Origin of the sequence: Aliarcobacter cryaerophilus ATCC 43158, assembly GCF_003660105.1 — a bacterium.
GTDB classification, from domain to species: Bacteria; Campylobacterota; Campylobacteria; order Campylobacterales; family Arcobacteraceae; genus Aliarcobacter; species Aliarcobacter cryaerophilus.
The window spans coordinates 1,698,101-1,711,762 of the sequence record NZ_CP032823.1 but is presented as its reverse complement, the minus strand read 5'-3'; the positions used below and the strand labels follow the sequence as shown (position 1 = coordinate 1,711,762).

Genomic DNA, 13,662 nt, shown 5'->3' with positions numbered 1-13,662 from the left:
GAACTCTTCTATTTTAATAAACCTTTTAGCATATTTACACCATCAGTTGAACCTAAAATCTCTTCAATAGCTCTTTCTGGATGAGGCATTAGACCAAATACATTTCTCTCTTTATTACAAATTCCAGCAATATTTGAAACACTACCATTCATATTCGTTTCTTCACCATCTTTTGTGCAATATTTTAGAAGTATTTGATTGTTTTTTTCAAGCTCTTTTAATCCAACTTCATCAATAAAATAGTTACCGTCATGATGAGCAACTGGAATATTTACAACATCTCCAACATTTAAAAGTCTTAAAAAATCATTGTTATTATCAATAACTTTAAGAGTATGATATTTTGAAATAAAGTGTAAAGTATCATTTCTTTTCATTGCACCTGGAAGAAGTCCAGCTTCTAAAAGAATTTGAAAACCATTACAAATTCCTAAAACTTTTCCACCATTTGTGGCAAATTTTTTAACATCTTCCATAATATTTGCAAATCTAGCAATTGCACCACTTCTTAAATAGTCACCATAAGAGAAACCACCTGGTACAACAACTAAATCTGTATTTTCTGGAAGTTTACCTTCTTTGTGCCAAATAACTTCAACTTCACAACCAAGTTTACTAAAAGCATATTTTGCATCAAATTCACAGTTTGTTCCTGGAAATTGTAGAACTGCTACTTTCATAATTAACCAACTATATCTATACTATAATCTTCAATTACAGTATTAGCAAGAAGTTTTTCACACATTTTTACAACTTCTTCTTTTGCTTTTTCTTTATCATTTGAGTTTAATTCTATAATAATTTGTTTTCCAACTCTTACATCTGATATTAAATCTTTAAATCCCAAAGTTCCTAAAGCATGGTTTATTGCTTTACCTTGATCATCTAAAACACCTTTTTTTAAACCTACATTTACTATTGCTTTCATCATTTTTCCTCTAAATTTTTTTGCAAATTATATCTAAAGATTTATTTGCTTAGTCTTTCTAAAATTGTTTTATATCCGCTTAATATTTTATCTTCTATCTCTTTTGGAACATTAACTTCTAATTTTTCACCAGATTTTAAAGATTTTGATTGTTCTTTCCAGTTTTCTTTTTTACCAAAATCTCTTAAAATTTGTTTATCCATTGAGATGAAGTTATTATTTTTAAAATCTTCTAAAGCTATAAATCTTGAACTTTCAGGAGTTAAAACTTCATCTCCTAAAACCCATTTCCCATCTTCATCTACAAAAATTTCAAACTTTGTATCAACTACAACTATTCCTCTATCTTCTGCAAAAGTTGTAAAATCTTTAAAAAGTTTTTCTAAATTAGAGATAATTTCAGGGAAAGTATCTCTTACTTTTTTAGAGTTTAGAGGCTCATCTTTTAAGCCTTTTGTTGTTGGTGTAAAAAGTGGAGTTTCAAATTTATGCCACTCTTTTAAATTTGAAGCTAAATCTAATCCATATGGATCTTTTCCATCTTGTAAAGCTTGAAATAAAGAGCCAGTTAAGTAGTTTCTAAAAATTAATTCAAACTGTACGATTTCACCATCAATAGTTGCTTCAAGAGCTTTACATAATTTCATAAGTTGACATCTAGGAGCAACAGATATGTTACTAGATATTTTTTCATCTAAAATTGCAGTTTTTATACCACTATTTGCTGCAAATTTTGCTCCAAAGTTTGATATCTCAGTTTGTATAATTCCTTTTCCTTTAATTTCAAAATTTAAAGGAATATCAAAAACAGATGTTCTATCACTTCTTACAAGTAAAACTTTTGCTTCATCACCTGGACAGCTGTATAAATCTGCATTTTTTCCTATATAAAAAAGATTGTAGCCAATATTTTCTAACTCATCAAAACCTTTTTGTGTAGTTGTTTTTTTATTCTCTGGCCAAAGATTTAAAGATTTTATTTTTTCAATATTCATAAAATTTCCTAAATTATTTATTCATTATAATTAAGCTTTTTAAAACGGCTAAAGATGTATTTAATTGATTATCATTTTGTAAATCATCTTTTGAAATGATTTTTTTACTCTCATCTTTTACTGCTTTTTCTTCAGCTTTTAATTTATCATCAACTTTGTTTAGCTCACCTTCAAGATGTTTTTTAAGGTCAGCTTCTTTTATTTTTAAACCATTATCTTCACTTTGAACAACTTTTCCAGCACTCGCTATAATATCAGGCGTTACACCTTCTGCTTGGATTGTTCTTCCACTTGGTAAATAGTATTTTGCAATAGTTAATTTGATGTTTTCAGTTTTTTCATTGTCTATTGGAAGTACAGCTTGAACTGAACCTTTTCCAAAAGTTTTTTCACCTACTAAAATAGCTCTTTTGTGATCTTGTAAAGAACCACTTACAATTTCAGATGCTGAAGCAGAACCTTCATTTACAAGAACAACCAAAGGTAAATCTGTTTTTGTTCCAAATTTGCTTGCTTCAAATTTTTCTTCATCAGTAACATCTCTTCCTTTTTGTGAAACAATAACTCCATTTTTTACAAATAAATCAACAACACCGATTGCTTGATTTAAAAGACCACCAGGGTTATTTCTTAAATCAAGAACTATTCCTTTTACATCTTTATTCTCTTTGATAGCTTTTTCTAAATCATTTGTAACTTTTGTATCAAAGCTTGAAATTCTAAGGTATAAAAGATTTTCTCCCTCTATTTTTTTTGCAAAAACAGATTGAACTTTTATAATATCTCTTTTCATAGCAATTTCAAGAGGTTTATTATCACCTTTTCTTACAATTGTTAGTTTAATATCTGATTTAGGCTCACCCCTCATCATATTTACAGCTTCATCTAAAGTTATTCCAATAGTTGAAGTATCGTTTATTTTTAGGATTATATCTCCTGATTTTACACCTGCTTTAAATGCAGGAGTATCATCTATTGGAGATATAACAGTTAAAGCACCATCTCTCATACCAACAGTAATTCCTAATCCACCAAATTCTCCAGAAGTTGCAATACTCATCTCTTTACTTGCTTTTTTATCCAAATAGCTTGAATGTGCATCTAATTCTTGCATTAAACCTTTTAATGCTTTGTCAACAATTTGTTGAAGTTTAATATCATCAACATAATACTTTTCAACAGTTCCAATAACTTTTGTAAGCTTTGATAAAGATTCAAATCTTGTTTGTTCGTTTTCAACAGGCGCTTCTTTTGCAAATATATTTTGAGATAATACAAAAGCAATAGATGTTGCTATTAATAGTTTATTCATTTCGCGATAACCTTTAAAATTTATAGGCTAAAATTATACAAAAAAGTTTATAAAAGTAATATTTTATGAAAAATTTTGTAATATATCAACTACTTTTTAAAAAGGCTAGGCATATGAGTATAAAAGATGATGTGAACTACATCAAAAATGAGTTAAGTAGTGAAGAGAAATTCCTTGAAAGTTTTGTAAAAACTGAGAGATTTTTTAAGAAATATAAAAAATTAATATTTGGATTGATTATTTTAGCAATAGTTTTTTCAATAGCGTTTTTAGTTAAAAACAAATTAGATGAAAAAAATCTTTATGAAGCAAATATTGCTCTAAGTAGTTTTCTTGAGAATGGAAATGAAAACTCTTTAAATGAACTTAAAGAGAAAAATAAAGAGTTATATGAAATAGCTTTGTATTTAGATGCTAAAAATGAGTTTAAAAATGCGAATATTGATCTTAAATATTTAAAAGAGTTACTTGATTTTCAGGTTGCACTTTTAAATTCAAACCAATCAGAGCTGGATTTAGTTTCAAAAAAAGCAGATTTTTTACTTAAAGATTATGCTATTTTTAATCAAGCTTTATTACTAGTTAACAGTCAAAAATATGATGAAGCAAGAGAAATTTTAAGTAAAATATCTCAAGATTCAAGAGCTTTTGAACTAGCAACACTTTTAAAACACTATTTAGTTACAAAATAAGGAATAAAAAAATGAAATCTATACTATTGTCAATTGTTGCAATTGCACTTTTTACAGCTTGTTCTGGCAAAAAATATTATGAACCAGAAGAGACAAGTAGTAATATTGAGCTAAACAAAAAGTCTATGTCATCTTCAATAAAATCTATGAATAGAGTTGGTGCAACTTTAAAAGATAATGAAGTTATAACTAAACAAGGAATTTCTAGCTTTAAACTTCCAGAAGGATTTGAGTTTTTAAACTTTACTGATGATGGAAAAGTAATAGCAACAAATTATGTTGATAAAATTTTAATTGGGGAAAGAGAGAGAAGTGTTAAAGATGTAGTTGTTGCTGCTTCAAGAAAAGATGAAAAACTAGCACTGATCTATTCTAACAACAGTATGGAGCTAATAGATATAAATACAGATAAAACTCTTTTTAAAGAGTATTTACCACTATCATTAGCAAATGATACAAGAATTTCAAATCCTTTATTTATGGGAAATTTAATTTTATTTCCTAGCTTAAATGGTAAAGTTCTTATTCTGTCGTCTGCTACAAATGAAGTTGTAAGAAATATATCTGTTGAGACAGATAGTGAATTTAAAAATATTATAAGTCTTGAAATTGAGAAAAAAAGTGAGAGTTTGATTGTTGCAAATCCAAACAAAATTGTATCGATATCTGCTAGAGATGTTATTAGTAAAGATTATGATATTAGAGATATGATTGTAAAAGATGGATATATTTATATTGCAACAGTTGATGGACATATTATAAAACTTACTCCAAACTTAGAAGAAGTTGCAAAAAGAAAATATAAATATGCAAAATTCCATGCTTTGGCATATGGAAGTAGTTTGTATGCTGTTGAATCTCAAGGTTTTCTTATAAATATAAGTGATGATTTTAAAACCGATACTATATATGAATTTAGTTTTGATAATGAGAAAAGATTAATGGCAATAGATAATAAAATCTATTTTAATTCAGATTATATAACTCTTCCATAAAAAAATAGTGGTTAAATCCACTATTTTTTGAACTTACAAAAATATTTTTAAATCTTGTATTTCAGCCAAAGTTTCTATTTGCTAATAGTTCAATTAAGACTGTTGCATATGAACCTTTTGGTAAAATAAAATCTAAACTACAAGATTTATTTGCTTTATCATATTTACAAGATAAAATCTCTGGAAATACAATAGCTTCTCTTCTATACCCTTTTTCATTTATTTCACTATCGTCATACTTTTGTTCAATTTTCAAAGCATCATCTTTGGCTTTAAAAACATCTCTTCCTGGAAGTAAACCAGTTGGAGTTATTAGTTTTTCTTTGAAGTCCTCTATAATTTTTTCATTTATAGATTTTGGAGTAAAAAGTTTTTCATTTTTTATATCATAAAAAATATCTCCATCTAGGAGTTTAAAACCACTATTATCAATTTTTAATCTTTCAACCAACCAAGCATTAAAAAATGTGCTTTGATAAGCACTAAGAAGCATTTTTGCTACTTTTCTATCTTTAATTATTGCATCACCAAATAGTAAATCTTTTGCTTTTTCTAAATTCTCTTTTACATCTTTTCCAAATCTTTGATAACCAAAATAGTTTGGAAAACCATTTTTAGATACAAATTTAAGAAGTTTTTCAATATAAAAAAGTTCTTCTAGTTCAAGGTCATGAAGATTTATTTTAAATCTATTTCCTTTTAAATCACCAATATTTAGTTTTTTATTATGTAAAAAACTATCAAGTATCTCTATTTTTTTTGATTTAAAATTTTTAATCTCTTTTTGATATTTTTTTGGAATAGATATGTATTGAAATGTAGTTGCTCTTTTATCTTTTAGCCCAGCATATCCAATATCACTCGAATAAACACCTAAGAATTTTGATAATCTATCGATTAACTCCCAAGTATCACAGTTTTGTTTTTTTATTTTTAAAATTAAGAAGTTCCCATATGATGAGAATTTTATTGGTTGTTCTTCAACTATAAAATCGACATCGTTTTGGAGAAATTTAAAATTTAGAACTTTATCATTTGCTGGATAAACTCTTTTTATCAATATGCTACTCTTTTTTGTTGTTCTTGCTCATATACTGTTCTGCACTCTGTACAAAATTTTGCAAAAGGTTTTGCTTTTAATCTTCCAATTGGAATATTTATTCCACACATATCACAAATCCCGTAAGTAAGAGCTTTTATCTTTTTTAAAGCTTCTTCAATTTGATTTAACTCATCTAGTTGATGATTTGCAATCATTCCCTCTTTAAATGAGTCACTAACAAAATCAGCATAATCTAAATCATCATTTAAATCTTGATCTTTTAGTTGGTCAATACTATCTCTACTATTTCTAACATTACTTAAAATTGTCTCTCTTCTTTCAAGTAATATTGCTTTTAATTCATCAATTTGATTTTTGTTTGCCATTATCTTCTCCTGTGTAAAGTCGCAATTATATCTATTATTAACAGATATTTAACTTAAAATTGGTAGAATATTCTATCAGCACGAGGAGTAGGGCATTACAACACTAAGCAAAGTCTATTTGATAACTATATTTTTTATAACATTTATTTTATTCTTTTTATTTTTGTATTCAAATACTTTTTATAAAAATAATATAAATTATGATATTTTAGCTATTACAAAATTGTCAAATCTTTCATACTCAAACTATAATTATAGATTTAAAGATTATGAAAATAGTTTTAATAATATGATTTATTTGAACCCAAAAATAAGTAATTTTGGATTTATTTATGAAGATTAGTGTTTTTATAAATCTTATTTTTTTATTGCTTCATAAGCAAAAAATAAAATATATAGCTGTTTTTATATTATCAACTTTAACAATATTTTTACTATCAACAGTTATTTTTATCAAATCTTCTTTGCAAAATGAGATTTTAAAAACTCTAAAAAATCATAATGATTTTATAATCCAAAAAGAGTTTGGAGGAAGAATTTTTGATATAGATAATCAAGTAGAAGATAAAATAAGAACTATTTATGGAGTTCAAAATATCACAAAAAGAGTTTATGGAAGATATAAATTTTTGAGTGAAGATGTTTATTTTACTATTGTTGGAGTTGATTTTTCAAATATAAATAAAGAATTGAAAAATTTGGGTATTGAAAATATATCAAAAGATGAGATGATTATAGGTTTTGAAGTAGCTAATTTACTAAAAAAGTATCAATATAAAGACTATTATGATTTTTTATTTCCAAATAAAGATGTAAAAAGAGTAAAAATATTAAAAGTCTTAGAAAAAGAATCAAACATTATATCAAGTGATATTATTATTTTGGACATAAATCTTGCTAGAGATATTTTGGGTATAAACAAAAATTTTTCTACTAATATTGCTTTTGATGTTCCAAATGAACTTGAAAGAGCAAATATAAAACAAAAACTTCAAAGATTGGATTTAGACTTAAATATTATTCAAAAAGAAGATATTTTAAAGGAATATGAGACAATCTTTAACTATAAAGGTGGAGTTTTTTTGATACTTTATTTGGTGGTTTTATTTGCATTTATAATGATTTTATATCAAAGATATTCTCAAGTAAGTATAAACGAGAGAAAACAAATAGCTATTTTTAAAGCAATTGGATATAGCGTTCAAGATATCATAAAAATAAAAATGAGCGAAAATTTTATTGTAGCTTTTGTATCTTACCTTTTTGGAGTTTTATTGGCATATTTTTTTGTATTTGCTTTGAATGCTCCAATATTAAAAAATATATTTATAGATTTTTCAAATATAAAAAATGATTTTATACTCTATCCATATATTGAATTTTCTACTTTTGTAACACTTTTTTTATTTTTTATAGTTTTATTTTTAAGTTCAGTTTTAATTCCAGTTTGGAAAATTTCAGCAATAAATCCATATGAAAGTTTAAGATGATAGTAGCAAAAAATATAAGTAAAATATATTTTGAAGGTAGTAAAAAAGAGTTTTATGCTCTAAAAAGTATAAATTTTGAGATAAAAAAAGGTTCATTTGTTATATTTAAAGGAGTAAGTGGAAGCGGAAAATCAACACTTCTATCTATAATTGCTACTATTTCAAAACCTAGTTTGGGTGAAATTCTTTTTGAAAATGAATCAGTATCAAAATATCCAGATATTCATGCTAGCAATGTTAGAGCAAAGAATATTGGTTATATATTTCAATCTTTTAATCTTTTTGAAGACTTAACTGTTTTTGAAAATGTTAGTTTTCCTCTTATTCCTTTAGGATTTTCACAAAAAGAGATTAATAAAAAAGTTGAAGAAACACTAATTTTGTCAAATATTTTACATAAAAAAGATGAGATAGTTTCAAATCTTTCAGGAGGAGAAAAACAAAGGTGTGCTATCGCAAGAGCATTGGTAAATAAAGCAGACGCTATCTTATGTGATGAACCAACATCTTCCCTTGATTTTGAAAACTCTTTAAATTTTATAGAAAGTTTAAAAGAGTTAAAAAAAGCTGGAAAAACTATAGTTGTAGCAACTCATGATCCAATATTTTTTGAGCTAGATTTTGTAGATAAATTTTTTGAGTTAAAAAATGGAGTTTTAATTGAGTAGTATTTTTTTATCAAATGAGTTATTAATTTTTCTATTTTTACAAACTACTATTTATATTCTTTTACTAATATCTTTTATATATTCAATAACTATTTTAAAAAATTGGGATTTTAAACAAAGTACAATTTTGCAGTACAAACTTGAAAAAAGATCATATTTAGTGATTTTAATCATTAGTTTTTCTCTTTTTATAAAAATCTTATTATTCTTTTATTTTATATTTTCTATTGATAATTTATCTCATTTTGTAGCAGGTGCAATGTGTGCAGCTGGTATTTTTTCTTTAGAATATGGTGAAATCTCTCTTTTTTTAAAGCTTATAAATCTATTTTTTATTGGTGCTTGGTTTATTTTGAACTCTTTGGATTTAAAGCGAAAAGATTATCAATATACAAAAATAAAATTACTACTTTTTATTTTTATATTTTTTTGTCTTACTTTTGAGTATATTTTGGATTTACAATTTTTATCAAATATTCCATTAAACGAAGCAGTTGAGTGCTGTTCAATTATCTTTGAAACAAGTAGTATATCTAGTAAAATACCTTTTGGATTAGTTAATTCAAGCTTAATACTTATATTTTATATGCTTTTTGTTTTGATTGTTATTTTAAATATTCAAAAAAAATATATTTTACTTCTTTTATTTAATATCTTGTTTGTTTATATATCTTATTTTTGTGTAACTTACTTTTTTTCAACTTATATTTATGAACTTCCAACACATCAATGTCCATTTTGTATGCTTCAATCTGAGTACTATTTTATTGGATATTTTATATGGTCATCACTTTTCTTAGGACTTTTTTTCTCTATTTGTTTAGTAATCTTTTCTAGGATTAATAGTACATATATTTATAAGTTTTATAAGCTATCTTTACTTTTTACAACTATTTTTGTTTTTTTGGTAAGTTTTTTTGTTTTAAAATATTATATAGTAAATGGAGTTTTTTTATAAATCCGTGATTTTACACGGATTTATATGTTTATTATTATTTTTTGTCAGCTTCAGGTGCTGTTTCTTTTGTTTCTTCTTTTACTTCAGCTTCTTCTTTTTTATCTTCTTCTGTAGCTTTTACTTCTTTTTCTCCAGTATTAGCTACTGTTTCTTTTGTTTCTTCTTTTGGTGCAGCTACTTCTTCTTTTTTCTCTTGTGCAGGTGCTATAACTTCAGTTTTAGGAGCTTCAACTTTTGTTTCAGCTGGTTTTTTATCTTCTGTACAACCTACAAATAGTAGAGATGCTGCTGCTAATGATAATAATACTTTTTTCATTTTAAACCTTTTTATGTATATTTTTTGTTTTTAAAAACAAATTGCGGAATGATATCAAAACATTTGTGAAATAATCGTGTAATAAATTAATCTTTTATAATTTTAATCAAATTATAAAATTTACTAACAATATATAAATTATGATATGTGGAAATTGGAAATGGAGGAGCTAGTCGGACTCGAACCAACGCATGTCGGATTTGCAATCCGAGGCATTACCAGCTTTGCTATAGCTCCAAAAAAAATTATAATATTTTTGTGTATTTACTTTTATAAAAAGAGTGGCAGAGGACAAGGGATTCGAACCCTCGGAGGCTTTCACCTCGCCGGTTTTCAAAACCGGTACAATCGACCAACTCTGTCAATCCTCTACAACTTAATGGTGCGAATGGTGAGAATCGAACTCACACTCCGAAACCGGAACGGGATTTTAAGTCCCGCGCGTCTACCTATTCCGCCACACTCGCACAAAATTTAAGAACCTTTTTAAGCTTTCACTTAAAATGGACTGGAATTATAGTAGCTTTTTTTTTATTTGTCAAGGGGTTTTTAAAAAATATTAAAAATTTTAATTTTTATAAGATTTAATACAGATTGAAAATGAATATTTGTATAATCACTAATATTTATTTTTATAAGTTTAAAGGATTAAAATTGAGAAGTGATGAAGTAAAAAAAGGTTATTCAAGAGCACCACATAGATCTCTTTTGAGAGCAACAGGTCTTAAAGATGAGGATTTTAATAAACCATTTATTGGAGTTGCAAACTCTTTTATAGAAATTATACCAGGGCATTTTTTCTTAGATAAAGTTTCAAAAATTATTAAAGATGAGATTAGAAAAAATGGTTGTGTACCTTTTGAATTCAATACTATTGGAGTTGATGATGGAATTGCTATGGGACATGATGGAATGCTTTTTTCACTACCAAGTAGAGAATTAATTGCAAACTCTATTGAAACTGTTATGAATGCACATAAGCTAGATGCTATGATAGCTATTCCAAATTGTGACAAAATTGTACCAGGAATGATTATGGGAGCTTTAAGAGTAAATGTTCCAACTGTTTTTGTAAGTGGTGGAGCTATGCAAAAAGGTTATAAAAAAGATGGAACACCAATAGATTTGGCAACTGCATTCGAAGCTGTTGGAAAGTTTGAAGCTGGAGAAATTACTGAAGAAGAGTTAAAAGATATTGAATGTAATGCATGTCCAGGTGGAGGAAGTTGTTCTGGAATGTTTACAGCAAACTCTATGAATACTCTTATGGAAGCAATGGGAATTGCACTTCCTGGAAATGGAACAATTCTAGCACTTACAAAAGAGAGAGAGGAGTTATATAGAAAAGCAGCTAAAAGAGTTTGTGAATTAGCTCTTGATAAAACAAATAGTGAGAAGTTTAGATTAAAAAATATTTTAAATGAAAAAGCTGTAAGAAATGCTTTTGCTGTTGATATGGCAATGGGTGGAAGTTCAAACACTGTTTTACATATGTTGGCAATTGCAAAAGAGGCAGGAGTAGATTTTGAGCTTGAAGATATCAATGCTATATCAAAAAGAGTTTCACATATTGCAAAAATCTCTCCATCTTTAACAACTGTTCATATGGAAGATATAAACAAAGCTGGTGGAGTAAGTGCTGTTATGCATGAAATGAGTAAAAGAGGAGATGATATTCTTTTAGATAATCTTACAGTTACTGGTGAAACTTTAAAAGAGAGAATAAAAGATTCAAAAATTCTTGATACAACTATTATTCACACTATTGATAATCCTTACTCTGAAGTTGGTGGTCTTGCTATTCTTTATGGAAATTTAGCGGAGCAAGGAGCAGTTATAAAAACAGCTGGAATTACTGGTGCTAGAGCTATGAGTGGAAAAGCTGTTTGTTTTGATGGACAAGCTGAAGCTATAAAAGGAATAGTTGGTGGAAAGGTAAAAGCTGGAGATGTTGTAGTAATTAGATATGAAGGTCCAAAAGGTGGTCCTGGAATGCAAGAGATGCTAGCTCCTACAAGTTTGATTATGGGAATGGGATTGGGTGATAGTGTTGCACTTATTACTGATGGTAGATTTAGTGGAGCTACAAGAGGTGCATCTATTGGACATGTTAGTCCAGAAGCAGCCGAAGGTGGAATGATTGGTTTATTAAAAGATGGAGATATTATAAATATTGACGTTGATAAATATATTTTAAGCGTTGATTTAAGTGCTGATGAAATTGCAAAAAGAAAAGCAGATTTTAAACCAATAAAAAAACCTATTAAATCATCTTGGCTTGGTCAATATAGAGCTTTAGTTACAAATGCAAGTAGTGGAGCTGTATTAAAAACAGATTTATGATCTTTTAGTTATGAAATTTACTCTTGATTAACCTATCATTGTAAAATAGTTTACATTGATAGGTTAAATTTCTAAATATAAATTTTAATTATTAAGGATTTAAAAAGTGAACAAAAAACTTTTCTTTACAACTATACTGTTAGCTAGCTCTTTGCTTGCAAAAAATATTGAATTTGAAGAGATGGAAAAAAATCCTCAAAGAATTAATCCAAATCAGCCTAATCAAATTTTATCTTTTGGAAATAGTATAAAATCTTCTGTTAGTTCTATTGTAAACATTTCTGCAAAAAGAAGTGTAAATCCAAATGTTGATACTTTACCTTTACAGATGTTTGATGACCCATTTTTTAAAAAATTCTTTGGTGAAGAGTTTTCAAATCAGTTTAAACAAAATAGAGTTCAAAGATCTTTGGGTTCTGGAGTTATTATCACAAAAGATGGTTATATTGTAACAAACAACCATGTTATTGAAAATGCTGAAGAGATAAATGTAACTATAGGCGATGACCCAACTGAATATAGTGCGAAACTAATTGGTAAAGATAGTGATATCGATATTGCTGTTGTAAAAATTGAAATAAATAAGCCTTTAGTACCTATTAAATTAGGTGATTCTAGCTCTTTATTAGTTGGTGATGTTACTTTTGCTATTGGAAATCCTTTTGGAGTTGGAAATACTGTAACTATGGGAATTATCTCTGCATTAAATAAAAATAGAGTAGGGATAAATAGATATGAGAATTATATTCAAACAGATGCTTCAATAAATCCTGGAAATAGTGGTGGAGCTTTGGTTGATAGTAGGGGTGCATTAATTGGAATAAATACAGCAATTTTATCAAAAAGCGGTGGAAATGATGGTATTGGATTTGCAATTCCTGTTGAAATGGTAAAAGATGTTGTTGGTAAACTTGTAAGTGATGGAAAAGTTATAAGAGGATATTTAGGTGTTGTAATTGTTGATTTGGATAAAGATAGTCAACAAGTTTATAAAAGAAAAGAGGGAGCTATAATTTTAGATATTTCAAATGATACTCCAGCAGCAAAATATGGTTTAAAACGAGGAGATTTAGTTTACTCGATAAACGGTAAAGAGACTAAAGATAGAAATAGTTTACAAAATGCAATTGCATCTTTTAAGCCAAATGAAAAGGTTAAACTTCAAATAGAAAGAGATAAAAAAGATATAGTTGTTGAGATAGTTTTAGCTGATAGATCAATAATTTCAGGAGTTCAACCAGATAGTGACCACACAATTTTAAGTGGATTAAAAGTAAGTCCAATCAATGCTGAGATTATAAAAAAATATAGATTACCACTTGAGAGTATGGGAATTTTAATTACAGATGTAGAACCAAAATCAAAAGCTGAAAGATCTGGATTTTTAGCAGGAGATATTATTATTCAAATAGAAGATATTGAGATTAAGAATTATTCGAATATAGAAACAGCTTTAAAAAGATATAATAACCAACATAAACGAGTTTACATAAATAGATATGGGCAAACGCTTATGTTTGTAATTCAATAAAAAGGA

The 13,662-nt window shown here is 27.1% G+C and carries 15 protein-coding genes and 3 tRNA genes; 8 read left to right on the top strand and 10 right to left on the bottom strand.

Annotation, left to right across the window (positions count from 1 at the left end; genetic code table 11):
- Positions 1-8: 8 nt before the first annotated feature.
- Genes purQ through ACRYA_RS08630 form a run of 4 tightly spaced genes read right to left on the bottom strand, consistent with a single transcriptional unit; the run spans position 9 to position 3,235 of the window.
- The gene (gene purQ / locus ACRYA_RS08645; RefSeq protein ID WP_105916801.1) at positions 9-680 is read right to left on the bottom strand and encodes a phosphoribosylformylglycinamidine synthase subunit PurQ; all 672 of its coding nucleotides are present in this window, start codon (positions 678-680) and stop codon (positions 9-11) included.
- Between the two features lie 2 nt (positions 681-682).
- Positions 683-928 (bottom strand): phosphoribosylformylglycinamidine synthase subunit PurS, encoded by a 246-nt coding sequence (gene purS / locus ACRYA_RS08640; RefSeq protein WP_105908335.1) that lies wholly within the window; start codon positions 926-928, stop codon positions 683-685.
- 41 nt (positions 929-969) lie between these two features.
- A complete protein-coding gene (locus ACRYA_RS08635) occupies positions 970-1,923 on the bottom strand; it encodes a phosphoribosylaminoimidazolesuccinocarboxamide synthase (protein ID WP_105916800.1) in 954 nt (317 codons plus the stop codon).
- Positions 1,924-1,936: 13 nt separating this feature from the next.
- Positions 1,937-3,235 (bottom strand): S41 family peptidase, encoded by a 1,299-nt coding sequence (locus ACRYA_RS08630; protein ID WP_105916799.1) that lies wholly within the window; start codon positions 3,233-3,235, stop codon positions 1,937-1,939.
- A gap of 65 nt (positions 3,236-3,300) precedes the next feature.
- On the opposite strand from ACRYA_RS08630, the gene ACRYA_RS08625 reads away from it, so the two are divergent.
- Both ACRYA_RS08625 and ACRYA_RS08620 read left to right on the top strand, forming a co-directional pair.
- Positions 3,301-3,927 (top strand): hypothetical protein, encoded by a 627-nt coding sequence (locus ACRYA_RS08625; RefSeq protein WP_170144480.1) that lies wholly within the window; start codon positions 3,301-3,303, stop codon positions 3,925-3,927.
- 11 nt (positions 3,928-3,938) lie between these two features.
- Positions 3,939-4,922, top strand: a complete 984-nt coding sequence (locus tag ACRYA_RS08620; protein WP_105916797.1) for a hypothetical protein — start codon at positions 3,939-3,941, stop codon at positions 4,920-4,922.
- Positions 4,923-4,983: 61 nt separating this feature from the next.
- On the opposite strand, the gene ACRYA_RS08615 is transcribed toward ACRYA_RS08620, so the two are convergent.
- Positions 4,984-5,982, bottom strand: coding sequence for a tRNA pseudouridine(13) synthase TruD (locus tag ACRYA_RS08615; RefSeq protein ID WP_105916796.1), 999 nt, complete (start codon positions 5,980-5,982; stop codon positions 4,984-4,986).
- A complete protein-coding gene (dksA, locus tag ACRYA_RS08610; protein WP_105916795.1) occupies positions 5,979-6,350 on the bottom strand; it encodes an RNA polymerase-binding protein DksA in 372 nt (123 codons plus the stop codon). The genes ACRYA_RS08615 and dksA overlap by 4 nt, the downstream gene beginning before the upstream one ends.
- 118 nt (positions 6,351-6,468) lie before the next feature.
- Here dksA and ACRYA_RS08605 point away from each other — a divergent pair, with 118 nt between their 5' ends.
- From ACRYA_RS08605 to ACRYA_RS08590, 4 genes are read left to right on the top strand one after another with little or no spacing between them, the layout of a single operon-like run.
- Positions 6,469-6,693, top strand: coding sequence for a hypothetical protein (locus ACRYA_RS08605; protein ID WP_105916794.1), 225 nt, complete (start codon positions 6,469-6,471; stop codon positions 6,691-6,693).
- Complete coding sequence (locus tag ACRYA_RS08600) at positions 6,683-7,840, top strand: ABC transporter permease (protein ID WP_105916793.1); 1,158 nt, start codon at positions 6,683-6,685, stop codon at positions 7,838-7,840. The genes ACRYA_RS08605 and ACRYA_RS08600 overlap by 11 nt, the downstream gene beginning before the upstream one ends.
- Positions 7,837-8,508 (top strand): ABC transporter ATP-binding protein, encoded by a 672-nt coding sequence (locus ACRYA_RS08595; protein WP_105916792.1) that lies wholly within the window; start codon positions 7,837-7,839, stop codon positions 8,506-8,508. Before ACRYA_RS08600 ends, ACRYA_RS08595 begins: the two co-directional genes overlap by 4 nt.
- Positions 8,501-9,466 carry a hypothetical protein gene (locus tag ACRYA_RS08590; RefSeq protein ID WP_105916791.1) on the top strand — a complete coding sequence of 322 codons (966 nt, stop codon included), beginning with the start codon at positions 8,501-8,503 and terminating at the stop codon, positions 9,464-9,466. The genes ACRYA_RS08595 and ACRYA_RS08590 overlap by 8 nt, the downstream gene beginning before the upstream one ends.
- Before the next feature lie 34 nt (positions 9,467-9,500).
- Here ACRYA_RS08590 and ACRYA_RS08585 read toward each other — a convergent pair whose 3' ends face one another.
- The 4 genes from ACRYA_RS08585 to ACRYA_RS08570 form a co-directional block, all read right to left on the bottom strand.
- Positions 9,501-9,782, bottom strand: a complete 282-nt coding sequence (locus ACRYA_RS08585; RefSeq protein ID WP_105916790.1) for a hypothetical protein — start codon at positions 9,780-9,782, stop codon at positions 9,501-9,503.
- Between the two features lie 161 nt (positions 9,783-9,943).
- Positions 9,944-10,019, bottom strand: a tRNA-Cys gene (locus ACRYA_RS08580).
- Positions 10,020-10,064: 45 nt separating this feature from the next.
- A tRNA-Ser gene (locus ACRYA_RS08575) sits at positions 10,065-10,153 on the bottom strand.
- Between the two features lie 9 nt (positions 10,154-10,162).
- Positions 10,163-10,249, bottom strand: a tRNA-Leu gene (locus tag ACRYA_RS08570).
- A gap of 187 nt (positions 10,250-10,436) precedes the next feature.
- On the opposite strand from ACRYA_RS08570, the gene ilvD reads away from it, so the two are divergent.
- Together ilvD and ACRYA_RS08560 are read left to right on the top strand one after the other, a co-directional pair.
- Entirely contained in the window at positions 10,437-12,125 is a 1,689-nt protein-coding gene (gene ilvD, locus ACRYA_RS08565) for a dihydroxy-acid dehydratase (protein ID WP_105916789.1), read from the top strand.
- 106 nt (positions 12,126-12,231) lie between these two features.
- Entirely contained in the window at positions 12,232-13,656 is a 1,425-nt protein-coding gene (locus ACRYA_RS08560) for a Do family serine endopeptidase (RefSeq protein ID WP_105916788.1), read from the top strand.
- Positions 13,657-13,662: the final 6 nt, after the last annotated feature.

What these genes read in the sequence shown, in the direction of transcription:
- purQ (WP_105916801.1), bottom strand. Translation starts at nt 680, where the DNA reads ATGAAAGTAGCAGTTCTACAATTTCCAGGAACAAACTGTGAATTTGAT.
- purS (WP_105908335.1), bottom strand. Translation starts at nt 928, where the DNA reads ATGAAAGCAATAGTAAATGTAGGTTTAAAAAAAGGTGTTTTAGATGAT.
- ACRYA_RS08635 (WP_105916800.1), bottom strand. Translation starts at nt 1,923, where the DNA reads ATGAATATTGAAAAAATAAAATCTTTAAATCTTTGGCCAGAGAATAAA.
- ACRYA_RS08630 (WP_105916799.1), bottom strand. Translation starts at nt 3,235, where the DNA reads ATGAATAAACTATTAATAGCAACATCTATTGCTTTTGTATTATCTCAA.
- ACRYA_RS08625 (WP_170144480.1), top strand. Translation starts at nt 3,301, where the DNA reads ATGAAAAATTTTGTAATATATCAACTACTTTTTAAAAAGGCTAGGCAT.
- ACRYA_RS08620 (WP_105916797.1), top strand. Translation starts at nt 3,939, where the DNA reads ATGAAATCTATACTATTGTCAATTGTTGCAATTGCACTTTTTACAGCT.
- dksA (WP_105916795.1), bottom strand. Translation starts at nt 6,350, where the DNA reads ATGGCAAACAAAAATCAAATTGATGAATTAAAAGCAATATTACTTGAA.
- ACRYA_RS08600 (WP_105916793.1), top strand. Translation starts at nt 6,683, where the DNA reads ATGAAGATTAGTGTTTTTATAAATCTTATTTTTTTATTGCTTCATAAG.
- ACRYA_RS08595 (WP_105916792.1), top strand. Translation starts at nt 7,837, where the DNA reads ATGATAGTAGCAAAAAATATAAGTAAAATATATTTTGAAGGTAGTAAA.
- ACRYA_RS08585 (WP_105916790.1), bottom strand. Translation starts at nt 9,782, where the DNA reads ATGAAAAAAGTATTATTATCATTAGCAGCAGCATCTCTACTATTTGTA.